The organism is Brenneria izbisi (assembly GCF_025840185.1).
Classification (GTDB): Bacteria; Pseudomonadota; Gammaproteobacteria; order Enterobacterales; family Enterobacteriaceae; genus Brenneria; species Brenneria izbisi.
Genome location: NZ_JAMPJU010000003.1, coordinates 225,436 through 240,960, shown reverse-complemented (window position 1 = coordinate 240,960; position 15,525 = coordinate 225,436). Strand labels below are relative to the sequence as shown.

At 51.1% G+C, this 15,525-nt stretch carries 13 protein-coding genes; 8 read left to right on the top strand and 5 right to left on the bottom strand.

The window, feature by feature from the left end; genetic code table 11:
* Positions 1-7 precede the first annotated feature (7 nt).
* Together aceE and pdhR are read right to left on the bottom strand one after the other, a co-directional pair.
* Complete coding sequence (gene aceE, locus NC856_RS06195; RefSeq protein ID WP_264089559.1) at positions 8-2,671, bottom strand: pyruvate dehydrogenase (acetyl-transferring), homodimeric type; 2,664 nt, start codon at positions 2,669-2,671, stop codon at positions 8-10.
* A gap of 135 nt (positions 2,672-2,806) precedes the next feature.
* Positions 2,807-3,571: a pyruvate dehydrogenase complex transcriptional repressor PdhR gene (gene pdhR, locus NC856_RS06190; RefSeq protein WP_264089558.1), complete on the bottom strand. Its 765-nt coding sequence runs from the start codon at positions 3,569-3,571 to the stop codon at positions 2,807-2,809.
* Positions 3,572-4,209: 638 nt separating this feature from the next.
* On the opposite strand from pdhR, the gene NC856_RS06185 reads away from it, so the two are divergent.
* On the top strand, positions 4,210-5,568 hold the full coding sequence (locus NC856_RS06185; protein ID WP_264089557.1) for an amino acid permease: 1,359 nt from the start codon (positions 4,210-4,212) through the stop codon (positions 5,566-5,568).
* A gap of 72 nt (positions 5,569-5,640) precedes the next feature.
* Here NC856_RS06185 and ampE read toward each other — a convergent pair whose 3' ends face one another.
* Together ampE and ampD are read right to left on the bottom strand one after the other, a co-directional pair.
* Positions 5,641-6,495 (bottom strand): beta-lactamase regulator AmpE, encoded by an 855-nt coding sequence (gene ampE, locus NC856_RS06180; protein ID WP_264089556.1) that lies wholly within the window; start codon positions 6,493-6,495, stop codon positions 5,641-5,643.
* Positions 6,496-6,499: 4 nt separating this feature from the next.
* Complete coding sequence (gene ampD / locus NC856_RS06175) at positions 6,500-7,066, bottom strand: 1,6-anhydro-N-acetylmuramyl-L-alanine amidase AmpD (protein ID WP_264089555.1); 567 nt, start codon at positions 7,064-7,066, stop codon at positions 6,500-6,502.
* A gap of 429 nt (positions 7,067-7,495) precedes the next feature.
* Here ampD and NC856_RS06170 point away from each other — a divergent pair, with 429 nt between their 5' ends.
* The 5 genes from NC856_RS06170 to hofC all read left to right on the top strand — a co-directional run bounded on the left by NC856_RS06170 (position 7,496) and on the right by hofC (position 12,864).
* Entirely contained in the window at positions 7,496-8,356 is an 861-nt protein-coding gene (locus NC856_RS06170) for a nucleoside-specific channel-forming protein Tsx (protein ID WP_264089554.1), read from the top strand.
* Between the two features lie 220 nt (positions 8,357-8,576).
* A complete protein-coding gene (nadC, locus tag NC856_RS06165; RefSeq protein WP_264089553.1) occupies positions 8,577-9,467 on the top strand; it encodes a carboxylating nicotinate-nucleotide diphosphorylase in 891 nt (296 codons plus the stop codon).
* A gap of 300 nt (positions 9,468-9,767) precedes the next feature.
* Entirely contained in the window at positions 9,768-10,214 is a 447-nt protein-coding gene (ppdD, locus tag NC856_RS06160; RefSeq protein ID WP_264089552.1) for a prepilin peptidase-dependent pilin, read from the top strand.
* Between the two features lie 2 nt (positions 10,215-10,216).
* Entirely contained in the window at positions 10,217-11,659 is a 1,443-nt protein-coding gene (gspE, locus tag NC856_RS06155) for a type II secretion system protein GspE (RefSeq protein WP_264089551.1), read from the top strand.
* A complete protein-coding gene (gene hofC, locus NC856_RS06150) occupies positions 11,659-12,864 on the top strand; it encodes a protein transport protein HofC (RefSeq protein ID WP_264089682.1) in 1,206 nt (401 codons plus the stop codon). The genes gspE and hofC overlap by 1 nt, the downstream gene beginning before the upstream one ends.
* 27 nt (positions 12,865-12,891) lie before the next feature.
* On the opposite strand, the gene NC856_RS06145 is transcribed toward hofC, so the two are convergent.
* Positions 12,892-13,935, bottom strand: a complete 1,044-nt coding sequence (locus NC856_RS06145) for a GMP reductase (protein WP_264089550.1) — start codon at positions 13,933-13,935, stop codon at positions 12,892-12,894.
* A 187-nt stretch (positions 13,936-14,122) separates the two neighbouring features.
* Between NC856_RS06145 and coaE the strand changes: the two genes are divergently transcribed.
* Positions 14,123-14,749 (top strand): dephospho-CoA kinase, encoded by a 627-nt coding sequence (gene coaE, locus NC856_RS06140; RefSeq protein ID WP_264089549.1) that lies wholly within the window; start codon positions 14,123-14,125, stop codon positions 14,747-14,749.
* A complete protein-coding gene (zapD, locus tag NC856_RS06135; RefSeq protein WP_264089548.1) occupies positions 14,742-15,494 on the top strand; it encodes a cell division protein ZapD in 753 nt (250 codons plus the stop codon). Before coaE ends, zapD begins: the two co-directional genes overlap by 8 nt.
* Positions 15,495-15,525: the final 31 nt, after the last annotated feature.

Genomic DNA, 15,525 nt, shown 5'->3' with positions numbered 1-15,525 from the left:
TTACCTCTTATGCCAGACGCGGGTTGACTTTATCTGCATCGATTTCGAATTTAGTGATGGCGTCGGCAACCACTTTCTTATCAATTTCACCGCGTTTAGCCAGTTCACCCAATGCCGCAACCACAACGTAAGACGCATCCACTTCGAAGTGATGACGCAAATTCTCACGGCTGTCGGAACGACCGAAACCGTCAGTACCCAGAACACGATAATCGCTGGCCGGGATAAAGTTACGGATTTGCTCGGCAAACAGCTTCATGTAATCGGTTGACGCTACCGCTGGCGCATCGCTCAAAACCTGAGCCACATAAGGTACGCGTGGTTCTTCGGTCGGGTGCAGCATGTTCCAGCGCTCACAATCCTGACCATCGCGCGCCAGTTCAGTGAAGGAGGTAACGCTGAACACATCAGAACCGATACCGTAGTCTTTCGCCAGGATCTGCGCCGCTTCACGCACATGACGCAGGATGGAGCCGGAACCCAGCAACTGCACTTTACCTTTGCCACCTTCAACCGTTTCCAGTTTGTAAATACCCTTGCGGATACCCTCTTCCGCCCCTTGCGGCATCGCAGGCATATGGTAGTTTTCGTTCAGCGTGGTGATGTAGTAGTAAATGTTCTCCTGCGCTTCGCCATACATACGATGCAAACCGTCATGCATAATGACAGCGACTTCATAAGCATAGGCCGGATCGTAGGAAATGCAGTTCGGGATAGTCAGGGACTGAATATGGCTGTGACCATCTTCGTGCTGCAAACCTTCGCCGTTCAGCGTAGTACGACCGGACGTACCGCCGATCAGGAAACCGCGCGCCTGTTGGTCGCCTGCCGCCCAGCACAGATCGCCGATACGTTGGAAGCCGAACATGGAGTAGTAAATGTAGAACGGGATCATCGGCAGATCGTTGGTGCTGTAAGACGTCGCCGCCGCCAGCCAGGATGAACCGGCGCCCAGTTCGTTAATCCCTTCTTGCAGGATCTGACCTTTCTTGTCTTCTTTGTAGTAAGCAACCTGCTCACGGTCCTGCGGGGTATATTGCTGACCGTTCGGGCTGTAAATACCAATCTGACGGAACAGACCTTCCATACCGAAGGTACGCGCTTCATCGGCGATGATCGGCACCAGACGATCTTTGATCGATTGGTTCTTCAGCATCACGTTCAGAACACGCACAAACGCGATAGTGGTGGAGATCTCTTTGTTCTGCTCTTCCAGCAGGGTGCTGAAATCTTCCAGCGTCGGCAGTTCCAGTTTTTCACTGAAGTTCGGCTGACGGCTTGGCAGGTAACCTTCCAGCGCCTGACGACGTTCGTGCAGGTATTTGTATTCCGCCGAGTCTTTATCGAAAGTGATATACGGCAGTTTTTCGATGTTTTCATCGCTGACCGGCACATTGAAACGATCGCGGAAGTAACGCACGCCGTCCATGTTGATTTTCTTAACCTGGTGAGCGATGTTTTTACCCTCAGCGGCATCACCCATACCATAACCTTTGATGGTATGCGCAAGAATCACGACCGGTTTGTCTTTGGTTTCCTGCGCTTTTTTCAGTGCGGCAAAGACTTTCTTCGGATCATGACCACCACGGTTCAATGACCAAATCTGATCGTCGGTCCAGTCTTTGACCAGAGCCGCTGTTTCCGGGTATTTACCGAAGAAGTGCTCACGAACATACGCGCCATTTTTGGATTTGAAGGTCTGGTAGTCGCCATCGACGGTTTCGTTCATCAATTGGATCAGTTTACCGCTGGTGTCTTTACGCAGCAGTTCGTCCCAACGTCCGCCCCAGATCACCTTGATCACTTCCCAACCAGCGCCGCCGAAAATGCCTTCCAGTTCGTTAATGATTTTACCATTACCGGTAACCGGGCCATCCAGACGTTGCAGGTTACAGTTGATCACGAACACCAGATTATCCAGTTTTTCACGGGTGGCGATGGTGATAGCCCCCTTGGATTCCGGTTCGTCCATTTCACCGTCGCCCAGGAAAGCGTAAACGGTTTGTTTAGACGTATCCTTCAGACCACGATGCTCCAGATATTTCAGGAATTTAGCTTGATAGATGGCGCCGATCGGCCCCAATCCCATGGAAACGGTCGGGAACTGCCAGAATTCCGGCATCAATTTAGGATGCGGGTAAGAAGACAGGCCTTTGCCATGCACTTCCTGACGGAAGTTGTTCATCTGCTCTTCAGTCAAACGACCTTCAAGGAAAGCGCGGGCATAAACGCCGGGAGAAATGTGGCCCTGGAAGTAAACCAGATCGCCGCCGTCCTGCGCATTACGTGCGCGGAAGAAGTGGTTGAAGCACACTTCATAGAACGTTGCGGAAGACTGAAAAGACGCCATGTGGCCGCCCAGGTCCAGATCTTTTTTCGACGCACGCAGAACCGTCATGACCGCGTTCCAGCGAATCGCTGAGCGAATACGTCTTTCCAGATCCAGATTACCTGGGTATTCCGGCTCGTCTTCCACTGCGATGGTATTGACGTATAGACGTGCGGCACTGCCGGCAGCAATGCTCACACCACCTTTACGTGCTTCACTCAGCACCTGATCAATCAGATACTGAGCACGCTCAACACCCTCTTCACGGATGACCGATTCGATCGCCTGCAGCCAGTCGCGGGTTTCGATCGGATCCACGTCATTATTTAAACGATCTGACATGGTTGTTCCTTATCTTCTCTAATAAGTTGGTTTATTGGAGCCTGTCTTCTTGTGCTCTGACTTATTCATAAGTAAAGCACATGAAGACAGGCCCATCGTCATAGTTACCGCATTCAGAGCCCTGAAACAGGACGCTCAATCCTTGCGTTGCTGGAGCCGACGCAGCGATCGCTCACGCCGACTATGTTCCCGGTTAAGATCCAGCAATACCTCCTCAATAAACGCCAGATGGCGGTGTGATGCTTCGCGAGCCTTTTCTGGTTCACGGGCAACAATCGCCTCAAAAATTCCAGCGCGATGAATGCTTACCTGCGCCAGCACTTCACGGCTTAGATAGAGCAATTCAAAATTCTGTCTTACGTTCTGTTCCAGCAACGGTCCCATGCAGCGCAGCAAGTGCAGCAACACCACATTGTGCGTGGCCTCTGTAACCGCGACCTGATACTGCATCACCGCTTCCGATTCCGCGTTCAAATCTCCTGACTCTCTGGCCTGCTGAATGACGGCGTGACAATCCCGGATGCGTTGCAGATCCGATTCCGTACCGCGTAATGCCGCGTAATAGGCGGCAATCCCTTCCAAAGCGTGACGGGTTTCCAGCAGATCGAATTGTGATTCGGGATGCGTGCTCAGTAGTTCCGCCAGCGGATCGCTGACGCTTTGCCAAAGATTGGTTTGAACGAAAGTACCACCACCCTGACGGCGCAAAAGTAACCCTTTGGCTTCCAGGCGTTGAATGGCTTCTCTCAGAGAAGGACGGGAGACATCGAACTGTTTTGCCAGTTCGCGCTCCGGGGGGAGCTTTTCGCCGGGGCGCAAGGTTCCCTCAAGGATCAGAAACTCCAATTGCTGCTCAATCACATCTGACAGCTTAGGCTGACGGATCTTGCTGTATGCCATGGTGAATTCTTCTCTGCGAATGGCGCGGAGTCAATTGGTAATACCAATTTCAAAAACATGACGCTAAAGTAACAAAGTATTCACCTTCTGTCCATAAGGACGTTGAGCAAAATCACCAATCCCACCAGATTTTAACAAACGCACCAGCAATATGAGGCAAAGTGACAACCCGCCAGTGATACTCCCCTTGATCCGCCTGATTAATTTTTTAACTTTTTTGAAACGCCAGGCAATCATTGCTGAACCGTTAAACCTTCAACATAATTAAATATAAATTCACTTATTGTGAATTGTTATTCTATTTTTTTTGTGATAAAACATTTTTTCATTGTGCCTTTTACCTGCGATCCTCACCCCGCTGGTAAAAAGAGAATAATGACGATGGCTTTGTAAAATATTCGTAAAACGTGAGCCGCAATTCTTATACACACCAGCTTGATGGCGATAACTTTTTATCTATTGATACGTAAAGAAATCAGTGCAATTTGGCGTGCATATCACTATTCTCTGACAAATGGTAGATACCGCAGGATATTAGCCGGTATTTCACCGTAAAAATAAAATTACACAAACGTAAAGCAAAACACGTTTTGCTGCCGCATCCGTGTTTTGCTTGCCATGGCAGAGGATTAAATTTGATGGATGACCAACAACAAGACGGGACGCTAAAGCGCGGCTTGAAAAATCGTCATATCCAGTTGATCGCCTTAGGCGGCGCGGTAGGAACCGGGCTTTTTCTCGGTATCGCGCAAACAATCAAAATGGCTGGGCCATCGGTACTGTTGGGTTATGCGATCGGCGGATTTATTGCTTTTCTTATTATGCGTCAACTTGGCGAAATGGTGGTGGAAGAGCCTGTTGCCGGTTCTTTCAGCCACTTCGCCTATAAATACTGGGGCAATTTTGCCGGTTTTGCCTCCGGCTGGAACTACTGGGTGCTGTATGTGCTGGTCGCCATGGCGGAACTAAGCGCCGTCGGCATCTATGTACAATACTGGTGGCCGGATATCCCGACCTGGGTCTCCGCCGCCGCTTTCTTTCTACTCATTAACGCGATCAACCTGGCGAACGTCAAAGTTTACGGCGAAATGGAATTCTGGTTCGCCATCATCAAAGTCGCGGCCATTATCGGCATGATCGTGTTCGGCAGCTGGTTGCTGATTAGCGGTTCTGGCGGCCCGGAAGCAACGATAACCAACCTGTGGGCGCAGGGCGGCTTTTTCCCGAACGGCATCGCCGGGCTGGTGATGGCGATGGCCGTTATCATGTTCTCATTTGGCGGACTGGAACTGGTCGGGATCACCGCGGCCGAAGCTGATAACCCGGAAAAAAGCATTCCACGCGCCACCAATCAGGTCATCTACCGTATTCTGATCTTTTATATCGGCTCACTGACCATCCTGCTGTCGCTTTATCCCTGGGGTAAAGTGGTCGAAGGCGGCAGTCCGTTTGTCATGATCTTCCACGAACTGAACAGCAATGTGGTGGCAACCGTACTGAACATCGTGGTACTGACTGCGGCGTTATCGGTCTATAACAGTTGCGTTTATTGCAATAGCCGCATGTTGTTTGGTTTGGCGAAACAGGGCAATGGCCCCAAAGTATTGCAAACGGTTGATGGGCGCGGCGTGCCTGTCGTGGCGATCGGCGTATCGGCGCTGGCGACCGCACTGTGTGTTGTGATCAACTATCTGCTCCCCGGCAAGGCTTTTGAGTTACTGATGGCGCTGGTGGTTTCTGCGTTGGTCATTAACTGGGCGATGATCAGTCTGGCGCACCTGAAATTCCGGGCGCAAAAAGACAGAGAAGGCACTGTCACCAGATTTAAAGCATTGCTTTATCCGCTGGGCAACTATCTCTGCCTGCTGTTCCTGGCTGGCATACTGGTCATTATGTATCTGACGCCCGGCATCCAGATTTCAGTGTTGTTGATTCCGGTCTGGTTGATTATTTTGGGTCTCGGCTACTTCTTTAAGCAGAAGAAGACCGCCCGTTAAGACTTCATCCACAGAATAAACAAATGGCCGATAATTTCGGCCATTTGTCATGCTGTATATCGGTTGCCTGATTTAAACCAGCGCGCCATAAATCGTCAGTAGCGCCACCACAACCACCAGCACCATGGTCACTTTTTTCGCCAATGCCACAGCCGCCTTCGGCGTTGCCACCGGATCAATATGCGGCTCACGCGCCAGAGAGAACTGCGCCAGTTGCGTTAACACCCAATATTGCGAATTGCGGGTATCGCCAAGCGAGGAAAACCAGGCTGGCAAGGCCTTCTCACCGTGGCCCAACAAAGCATACGCCGCGCCCGCCAAACGTACCGGGATCCAATCAAGCCAGTGCAACAACGCATCGACACCGGACTGCGCTCGCGCCAACGGCGTATGATGTCGCGCCAGCCAGGTTTGTCTGGCGCGTAAAAAAGCATAACCCGCCAACGCGACCGGTCCATAAGGCCCGGCCACCGTAAACCAGAACAGCGGTGCCAGATAAAAGCGGAAATTAATCCATAGCAACGCGTTCTGTAACTCCTTCAGACGTTCCGTCTCCCCGGTTCCTAGCGGCAATCCGTGGATTAAAGCCAACTCCGTCGCCAATTGCTGGCTGGCATCTTTTTCACCGCGCTGCGCCGCCTGAAGATAACGCCGATAATGCTGGCGAACTTCACCCGCCCCGATACACATCAGGCTGATGACAATCCACAGCAATAGCAGAACAACACCAAACAGCACGCCGCTTACCAGCCATAGCAATACCGCCACGCTCGCCATACAGCAAAAAGTCAGAAACAGAGTCTGCAATAACGAAGGCGAAGACAAACGGCGAAACACCACTTCAAGACGGTGATCAATCTGCCAATGTTCGCCCTGTTTGAACAGACGCTCCCCCGCCAAAACCAGCAACAATGTAAACAGCGTCATCGTTTTATACTCCCTCGTTCTCTTTCCCGCCTTCGTGAATCAGGCGATGGTAGTAATCCCAATCAAAAGCGGGGCCTGGATCGGTTTTACGCCCCGGGGCGATATGGCTGTGACCGGTGATCCTGGACGGTGTTATCGGGTAAGCGCTGACGAGTAGCCGGGTTATCACCGCCAACTGATGATATTGCTCAGTAGTAAAAGGTAGCGTATCCGTTCCTTCCAGTTCGACACCGATTGAAAAATCGTTACACCGCTCGCGGCCTGCAAAACAGGAAACCCCTGCATGCCACGCTCGCTGGTCAAAAGAAACATACTGAATCACCTCCCCATCCCGACGGATCAGACAGTGCGCCGACACACGCAAATGGGCGATATCAGCAAAATAAGGATGAGCGCACGGATCGAGCGTAGCAGTAAATAACTGATCAATATAAGGCCCGCCGAATTCGCCCGGCGGCAGACTGATATTATGAATCACCAGCAGGGAAGGCGCTTCCGCCTTCGGGCGACAATCAAAATGAGGTGAAGGTATATGTTTTATTTCAGATAACCAGCCATTTTCCAAAAGCATCGGCGCTAACCTCGCATTATGTCGTTTGCCGGGCTGAATAAGGTGCGGTAAATGGGATCTGCGTTTAACAAAAATGCCGTTGCCAACAGCGTACCATATTTCTTGACATCATTCCTAACCAATTGGATACAAAAAGGTTTTATTATTTCGCTGCCCGCTTTTTCGATATTTCCCATCCATTAAAAGATAAAAAACCATTCAGATAATCATCACGGCCAATTCCTTTGTGTAGAAACTTACAGAGTTATATTTGTGATGCGGATCACAATATCATTGCAATATTGTGAATATGCGAACCAGACTCCGTGCATAGCGTCAATTTTTATTTAAAATAATCGCGGGAGCTTTATCCTATTTTTTTAGATATTACAAAAACTTATTTCACAACACTCACCGCCGCAGCGTTCCGCTAAACACAGGTTAACCGACATGAAAAAAACACTCACCGCTGGTGCTTTAATCGCTTTATCCTACAGCGCGCCAACGCTCGCTGACACCAATAAACCAGAATACCTTTCCGACTGGTGGCACCAGAGTGTCAATGTGGTGGGCAGCTACCACACCCGCTTTGGGCCGCAATTAAATAACACCACCTATCTGGAATATGAGGCGTTTGCCCGTAAAGACTGGTTCGATTTTTACGGTTATGCGGATATACCCAAATTTTTCGGTGGGAATACAGACAGCCGGGGCGTTTGGGACAAAGGCTCGCCGTTATTCGTGGAAATAGAACCACGCTTTTCCATCGATAAACTAACAGGAACCGACCTCAGTTTCGGTCCATTTAAAGAGTGGTATATCGCCAATAACATTATCTATGACCAGGGCCGCAATAGCGACTCACGCCAAAGCACCTGGTACATGGGTATCGGCACCGATATTGATACCGGCACTGATCTCTCGCTCTCCCTGAACGGCTATGCCAAATATCAGTGGCAGAACTACGATGCCGGCAACGAAAACGAGTGGGATGGCTACCGCGTTAAAGTCAAATATTTCTATCCGTTAGGCAGTCTGTGGGGGGGTAATGTGACCTACATCAGTTTCACTAACTTTGACTTTGGATCAGACCTGCGCAATAAAGATGGCCGCTCTCGCACCAGTAACTCGATCGCCTCCAGCCATATCCTGGCCCTGGGTTATGATAACTGGCACTACTCTGTGGTCGCCCGTTATTTCCATAACGGCGGACAGTGGGCGGATGGAACCGAACTGAATTTCGGCAAAGGTCCGTTTGAAGTGAAATCGACTGGCTGGGGCTACTATCTGGTCGTAGGTTATAATTTCTAATTTTTTCAATTAGATAAATATAACATCGGGGCGAAGCGTTGTATAAGGAGGCTTCACCCCGTCGTAATAAAAACGTTTTTCAGACCATCTTCGCTCCCCGATGTTTTGCAATTAATCATCAAAACAAGTAACCAACTGAATTACAAAGACTATTCATTCTGGATGTCTGTCTGTAAACAAGGTAGCATATCGTCCCGAATCCCCCTTCGGAGCCTTTGTGATGCCAACTCGTCGTTACAGTCAGGAACAGCGCCAGGCCGATCTGCTTGCGCGTATTGAGCATGATATCCCCGCCAGCGTTAATCTGGCCTTGAGTGAAGATTTAGGCGGTATCGCTGATGCCAGTCAGGACATTACCGCGCATTTGCTCGCGGACGAAACGCAGGCGCACGCTCGCATCATCACCCGTGAAGCGGGTGTTTTCTGTGGCAAACACTGGCTTGAGGAGGTCTTTTCTCAGCTTGGCGCCGCGACCAGCATCGTCTGGCATGTCGCCGACGGCGATGCCATCCGACCCAACCAGACGCTGTGTGAAATCACCGGATCGGCAAAACAACTGCTGACCGGGGAACGCACCGCCCTGAATTTCCTGCAAACGCTATCCGGCGTCGCCACCGAAGTCAGCCGTTACGTCGCGTTATTACAAGGCACCCGCACCTGTCTGCTCGATACTCGCAAAACCCTGCCGGGCCTGAGAACAGCCCTGAAATACGCCGTTTCCTGTGGAGGGGGCGAGAACCATCGCCTGGGGCTCGCCGATGCATTCCTGATCAAGGAAAACCATATCATTGCGGCAGGTTCAATCCGGCAAGCGGTGGAAAAAGCGCGATTGTTGCGTAGCGATGTGCCGGTGGAAGTCGAGGTCGAATCACTGGATGAACTGCGCCAGGCGCTGGATGCCGGCGCGGACATCATTATGTTGGATAACTTCAGTCTGGAGAAAATCCGCGAGGCGGTCACTATCGCGCAAGGACGAGCACTGCTGGAAATATCAGGGAATGTCACCATGGAGACATTACGTGATTACGCCGAAACCGGCGTGGACTATATTTCCGTCGGCGCGCTGACTAAGCACGTACGGGCATTGGATTTATCCATGCGCTTCCTCTGAGTCTTCTTTTATGGTGGGCACCCCCTGCCTTCTCCTTGCCCCACTACCCTTCGGGCCGTCACTATACGGCGTTGAAAAATGCGCCCGCCATTTTTCAACGCCGCTTTCCACTGGCATCCGGCATTTATCTTGTCGGTTATTCCGCTTCACAAATTGCGTAACCGCTCGCAAAACTCGTTTAATCAGCAGCAATTTTAAACATCTTTTTCATAACGTATTCCGGTTTAGAACCTACCTGGTCGCCAGCCTTGCTTCCGTTTTCTATCCTGTCGCCACAGACAATAAACAGGGAAATCCGACATGGGAAAACAACGGGGATTTACGCTGGTCGAATTGATGATCGTTATTGCGATTGTCGCCATCCTGAGCGCTATCGGCGTTCCTGCTTACCAAGGCTATCTACACAAAGCCGCCATGACCGACATGCTGCAAACCATGATGTCCTATAAAACGGCTGTCGATTTATGCGGCCTGGAAAATGCCGCCTTTACCGCCTGCAATTCAGGCAATCAGAGCATTCCCGCCGGCATAACTTCACGCTATGTCAGTGACGTCGCCGTGAATCAAGGCATCATCACGTTGACCGGGCAATCAACATTGCAAGGACTGCGCGTTGTTCTGACGCCAGCCTGGGATTCGGCGACCAGCACGTCACGCTGGACAAAGCGCTGCGTAACGGACAACAAGGCGGAAAGCTTACAATCCGCGTGTCAGAATGTTTTCCGCTTTGCTAATACGGCGGAGTGATCATGACTGACACCGCGCATCTGATGGACGAATTACAACAACTGTGCCGTCGTTATCATGCACTCTTCCTGGGGCTGGATGAACAGACTATCTCGGTTGCGGTCAACGCCTCGCCTTCTGCGGAAATGATGGCAGCGCTGCGTTTTGCCGGCAACCGCAGAATTCTAATCGAACAATGGCCGCTGGCAAAAATGGAGCAACAACTTAACCCGGCCAAAACCATTGAGGAACCTTCGGTAACCTACCCCACTCAACCGGATAGCCCCACCAGTGATGACGATCCGCCTGTCGTTCAGTTTATTAATCAGACGTTGCGGCTGGCCATTCAACGTCGGGCTTCGGATATTCATTTTGAACCGTTGCTGACCGATTACCGCGTTCGGCTACGGATTGACGGCGTGTTACAGGAAATAGCCGCGCCGCCCGCGGAACTGATCGCGCGGCTCACCGCACGGTTGAAAATCATGGGTAAACTGAATATCGCCGAACGCCGTTTACCGCAGGATGGGCAATTCAGCCTGATACTGGATCAACAGGCCTATTCATTGCGCATTGCTACTCTGCCGGTACAACAGGGAGAGAAAGTGGTGTTGCGCATTTTACAAACTTACCAACAGGAATGGGCGCTCGAAAAACTGGGGATGTCCGAAAACGCGCTGGCGCAGTTTATCCAGACACTCAGCGCGCCTCAGGGAATGATTCTGGTCACCGGGCCAACCGGCAGTGGTAAAACCGTGACGCTTTACAGCGCTATCCGATGGCTCAATAACGTCAGCCGTAATATTTGCAGCGTTGAAGATCCCATTGAGATCCCCTTGTCCGGCATTAACCAAACGGCGGTCAACCCGAAAGCCGATCTGGATTTTGGTCGGATATTGCGTGCCTTGCTGCGTCAGGATCCCGACGTGATCATGATTGGCGAAATCCGTGATGCCGAAACCGCAGAAATCGCAGTTAAAGCTGCGCAAACCGGACATCTGGTGATGTCCACGTTGCACACCAATTCAGCCATAGAAACGCTGAGTCGGTTGACGCATCTCGGTGTTCCCGGTTATCTACTTGCCACCGCGCTGAAACTGGTCATTGCCCAACGGCTGGTACGCCGTTTATGTCAGCACTGTAAAACACAGGCCGAATCGCTGCGTCACTTTCCTGACGAAATATGGCGCGGTCCCTTGAACCATTGGCAAGCGCAAGGCTGTAGCCACTGTTTTTCCGGCTATTATGGCCGCGTCGCCATCTACGAATTACTGGTGATAACCCCCATGCTGCAACAAGCATTGGTCAGCAACGCCGGTGACCGTCAGCTAACCGCACTCTCGCGTCATGCCGGCTTTCCCACGCTGTTTATGACTGGTTTATCGCTGGTTGATGCGGGAATAACGTCGATAGCCGAAGTATATCGTGTTGTCGGCGACGCCCCTTCGCATAAGGCAGGAACATGATGAATCTATCACGCATATATCACTGGCAGGCGATTACGCCGGAAGGAGAACTCGTTCAGGGTGAAATGGTGGGGCGTTACCGTCATCAGGCTTATACCAGCCTCATCGCCCAGGGGTATCAGCCCTTGTCTCTCAAAACGGGGCAATATTTATCATCACGTTATTGGAAAAGCGAGCATCTTGGTGAATTGATCAAACAACTGGCAATGTTATTACAGGCGGGGCTGCCGCTATTGGACGCCCTGAAATTGCTCGCAGAACAGCATGAGCGTCCCGGCTGGCGCTGTGTGCTTAAAGACATCACCGTCCAGATTGCACAGGGAAAAGCGCTATCCGAAACCCTCGCCGAATACCCGCATATCTTTCCCGTTGTCTACCGCTCCTTGATTACCGTCGGCGAACTCACCGGGAAACTCGATGAGTGCTGCTTGCAACTGGCTCATCAACAGGAAAAACAGTGCCATCTGCAACGCAAGGTCATCAAAGCATTACGCTATCCTTGCTTCGTATTGATCGTCGCCTTGCTGGTCAGCACCCTGATGCTGACCGTGGTATTACCGGAGTTCGCCAACCTATACGCTTCATTCGATACCCCGCTTCCCTGGTTCACCCAGCAGTTGATCCACCTGGCAAACGGGGCTGCCGATAACGGTTTAGCCACGCTACTGATGCTCTCGGTATTATTGCTGGTTTATGCCGGCTTGCGCCGCAACAAGGTTGCCTGGCAAGAAAGAGAGCAGGCTTGTTTACTCAAAATACCGGTGATATCGGGCTTGATTCGCGGGAAATGTCTCAACCAGATATTCAATATACTGGCAATGACGCAATATGCGGGGCTGACCTTACCTGCCGGGCTGGATGCCGCCGCCACAATCCATCATCCCCTCTACCAATCAGCCCTGCAACGAATACAAACGCAGATTCAGCAGGGCATCCCCCTGCATCACGCGACACAGTCGTTTGTTACGCTGTTCCCCGCACCATGTCAGCAACTGATTCGGGTTGGTGAAGAGACGGGCGCGTTAGATAGATTATTTACCCAGTTGGCGAAGTGGTATGAAAGAAAAACCGAACAACAGGCTGAAAACCTGACTCAGACCCTGGAGCCTGTATTGATGGTGGTGGTTGGCGGTATGGTCGGCGCAATCGTGGTAGGCATGTATCTGCCGATTTTTCAGCTTGGCAATGTGTTGGCTGGCGGTTGATCCAGCCAACACTATCAGACGACGCGGTCACTCGCCGTTAAAAACACGGTTTTCCTGTTCAGCGACACGGATAAATGTCGTGCGTTTGGTCAATTCTTTCAAACGCGATGCGCCAACATAGGTGCAGGCTGAGCGCAATCCGCCCAGGATATCGCGCACAGTATCATCCACCGGACCGCGCAGCGGCAACTTAACGGTTTTACCTTCCGCAGCACGGTACTCGGCAACGCCCCCAATATGTCTCTCCATAGCGGAAGCAGAACTCATGCCATAAAACAGCATCATTTTTTCGCCATTTTCCTCGACAATCGTACCTTCGCATTCATCATGCCCGGCCAACATGCCGCCCAGCATGACAAAATCCGCCCCGCCGCCAAAGGCTTTGGCGACATCACCAGGAGCAGAACAACCGCCGTCACTGACGATTTGTCCACCCAATCCATGCGCGGCATCAGCGCACTCAATCACCGCCGACAATTGCGGATAACCAACCCCGGTTTTAACCCTGGTGGTACAAACCGAGCCTGGTCCGATACCGACTTTCACAATATCCGCACCGGAAAGAAGCAGTTCCTCAACCATTTCGCCGGTCACAACATTACCAGCGCAAATTACCTTATCAGGAAAAGTTTCACGCGCTTTTTGCAAAAAAGTGACAAAGTGCTCGGAATAGCCATTCGCAACATCAATACAGATAAACTTCAGTTCTGCCGATAAAGCAACAATTTGCTTCAGTTTGGCGAAATCCGCGTCAGACGTCCCCGTCGATACCATGACATGACGCAATACCGCCGCCGATGAGCGTTGTACAAACTGCGACCATTGATCCTGCGAGTAATGTTTGTGAACCGCTGTCAACACATCAAAGGATGCCAGCGCTTCCGCCATGCGGAATGTGCCAACCGTATCCATATTGGCGGCGATGATCGGCACCCCGGACCATGCGCTCCCGGCATGGAGAAAGCTGAACTGGCGCACTAGTTCAACTTCAGAACGACTTTTGAGGGTAGAACGTTTAGGGCGGATGAGAACATCTTTAAAGCCTAACTTTAAATCTTCTTCGATACGCATGGGATTTGAATTCCTGGTTAGTGGCGGCGACGAGTAAAGCGGTTTTCAGCTACGATAAACCAAATGATTAATGCCATTCCCAGTGACGTTATCATACGCGCTAATAATCCTTCGGCAAGACTGCGAATTTGTCTTTATTTGGGATAAAATTGATGAAATTTACCTATTCATTTTCAGAATCGGTGCCATGACATATATCGTAGCCCTGACTGGGGGTATCGGCAGCGGGAAAAGCACCGTCGCCAATGAGTTTGCGAAACTTGGGGTAACCATCATTGATGCGGATGTTATTGCGCGTCAGGTGGTCGAACCCGGCACGCCCGCGCTGGACACGATCAAACATCGATTTGGCGACAACATCCTGAATGTTGATGGTTCTCTCAATCGTTCAGCGCTACGCCAACGAATTTTCTCTTCACCGCAAGAAAAGCAGTGGCTGAATAATCTGTTGCATCCCTTGATCCATGCGGAAACACAGCGACAATTTCAGACATCAACCGGATCGTATCTGCTTTGGGTGGTACCATTGCTGGTAGAGAACGGCTTGCAACAATACGCGCAGCGTGTTCTGGTCGTGGATGTCAACCGGAATACCCAGCTTGAACGCACGCTGGCGCGAGATGGAACCAGTCTTCAACAAGCGGAAAACATACTGGCGGCACAGGCGAGCCAAGAGCAACGCCTGGCTTATGCCGATGATATTATTGATAATAATAGTAGCCAGAGCGAACTCGCTCCACGCGTTGCCGAACTGCACCGCCAGTACCTTAAGCTGGCTGCCGCTGCTACTAACAGGATGACCAAGAATGAGTGACGTGCCCTCAACTATTTTGTTTGAATATCCGCTAAACGAAAAAACGCGGACCTGGTTACGTATCGAATCATTGCTACAACAATTACATCAAAACCATGCTCTGACCGACATGGGAAGCGCCCTGACATTCTTTAATTCCATCTCCGATCTGCTGGACGTGTTGGAACGCGGCGACGTCCGTACTGAATTATTAAAAGAATTGGAACGTCAGCAGCAGAAATTACTGCAATGGAGTGATGTGCCAGGTGTCGATATGGATCGGATCCACACGTTGCGCCGCCAGTTAAAAGATCAGTCTGCGGTACTGATGGCAGCGCCACGAATGGGGCAGATTCTGCGTGAAGACCGGCTGATCGGCATGGTTCGCCAGCGGCTCAATATTCCGGGGGGATGTTGCAGCTTTGACTTACCGACGCTGCATATCTGGCTTCATCAGCCACAAACGCAACGTGAATACCTGGTGTCAGGCTGGCTGGCCTCATTAGCGCCTCTAAAACGTTCACTGGATATGATACTGGAACTGATTCGCCACTCCGGGACTTTCCGCCCACAAATCAGCCTGAACGGTTTTTTTCAGGATAATGCCTCCGATGCCGACCTGTTGCGTTTACGCATCGAATTGGCGCTTCAGCTTTACCCGCAGATATCCGGTCATAAAACACGCTATGCAATCCGTTTTCTCTCTCTGGATAGTGAAAACGGTCAAATTCCCCCTCGTTTAACTTTTGATTTAGCTTGTTGCTAACGCCGGGCAAAAGAAAATGTCAGAATGGGCA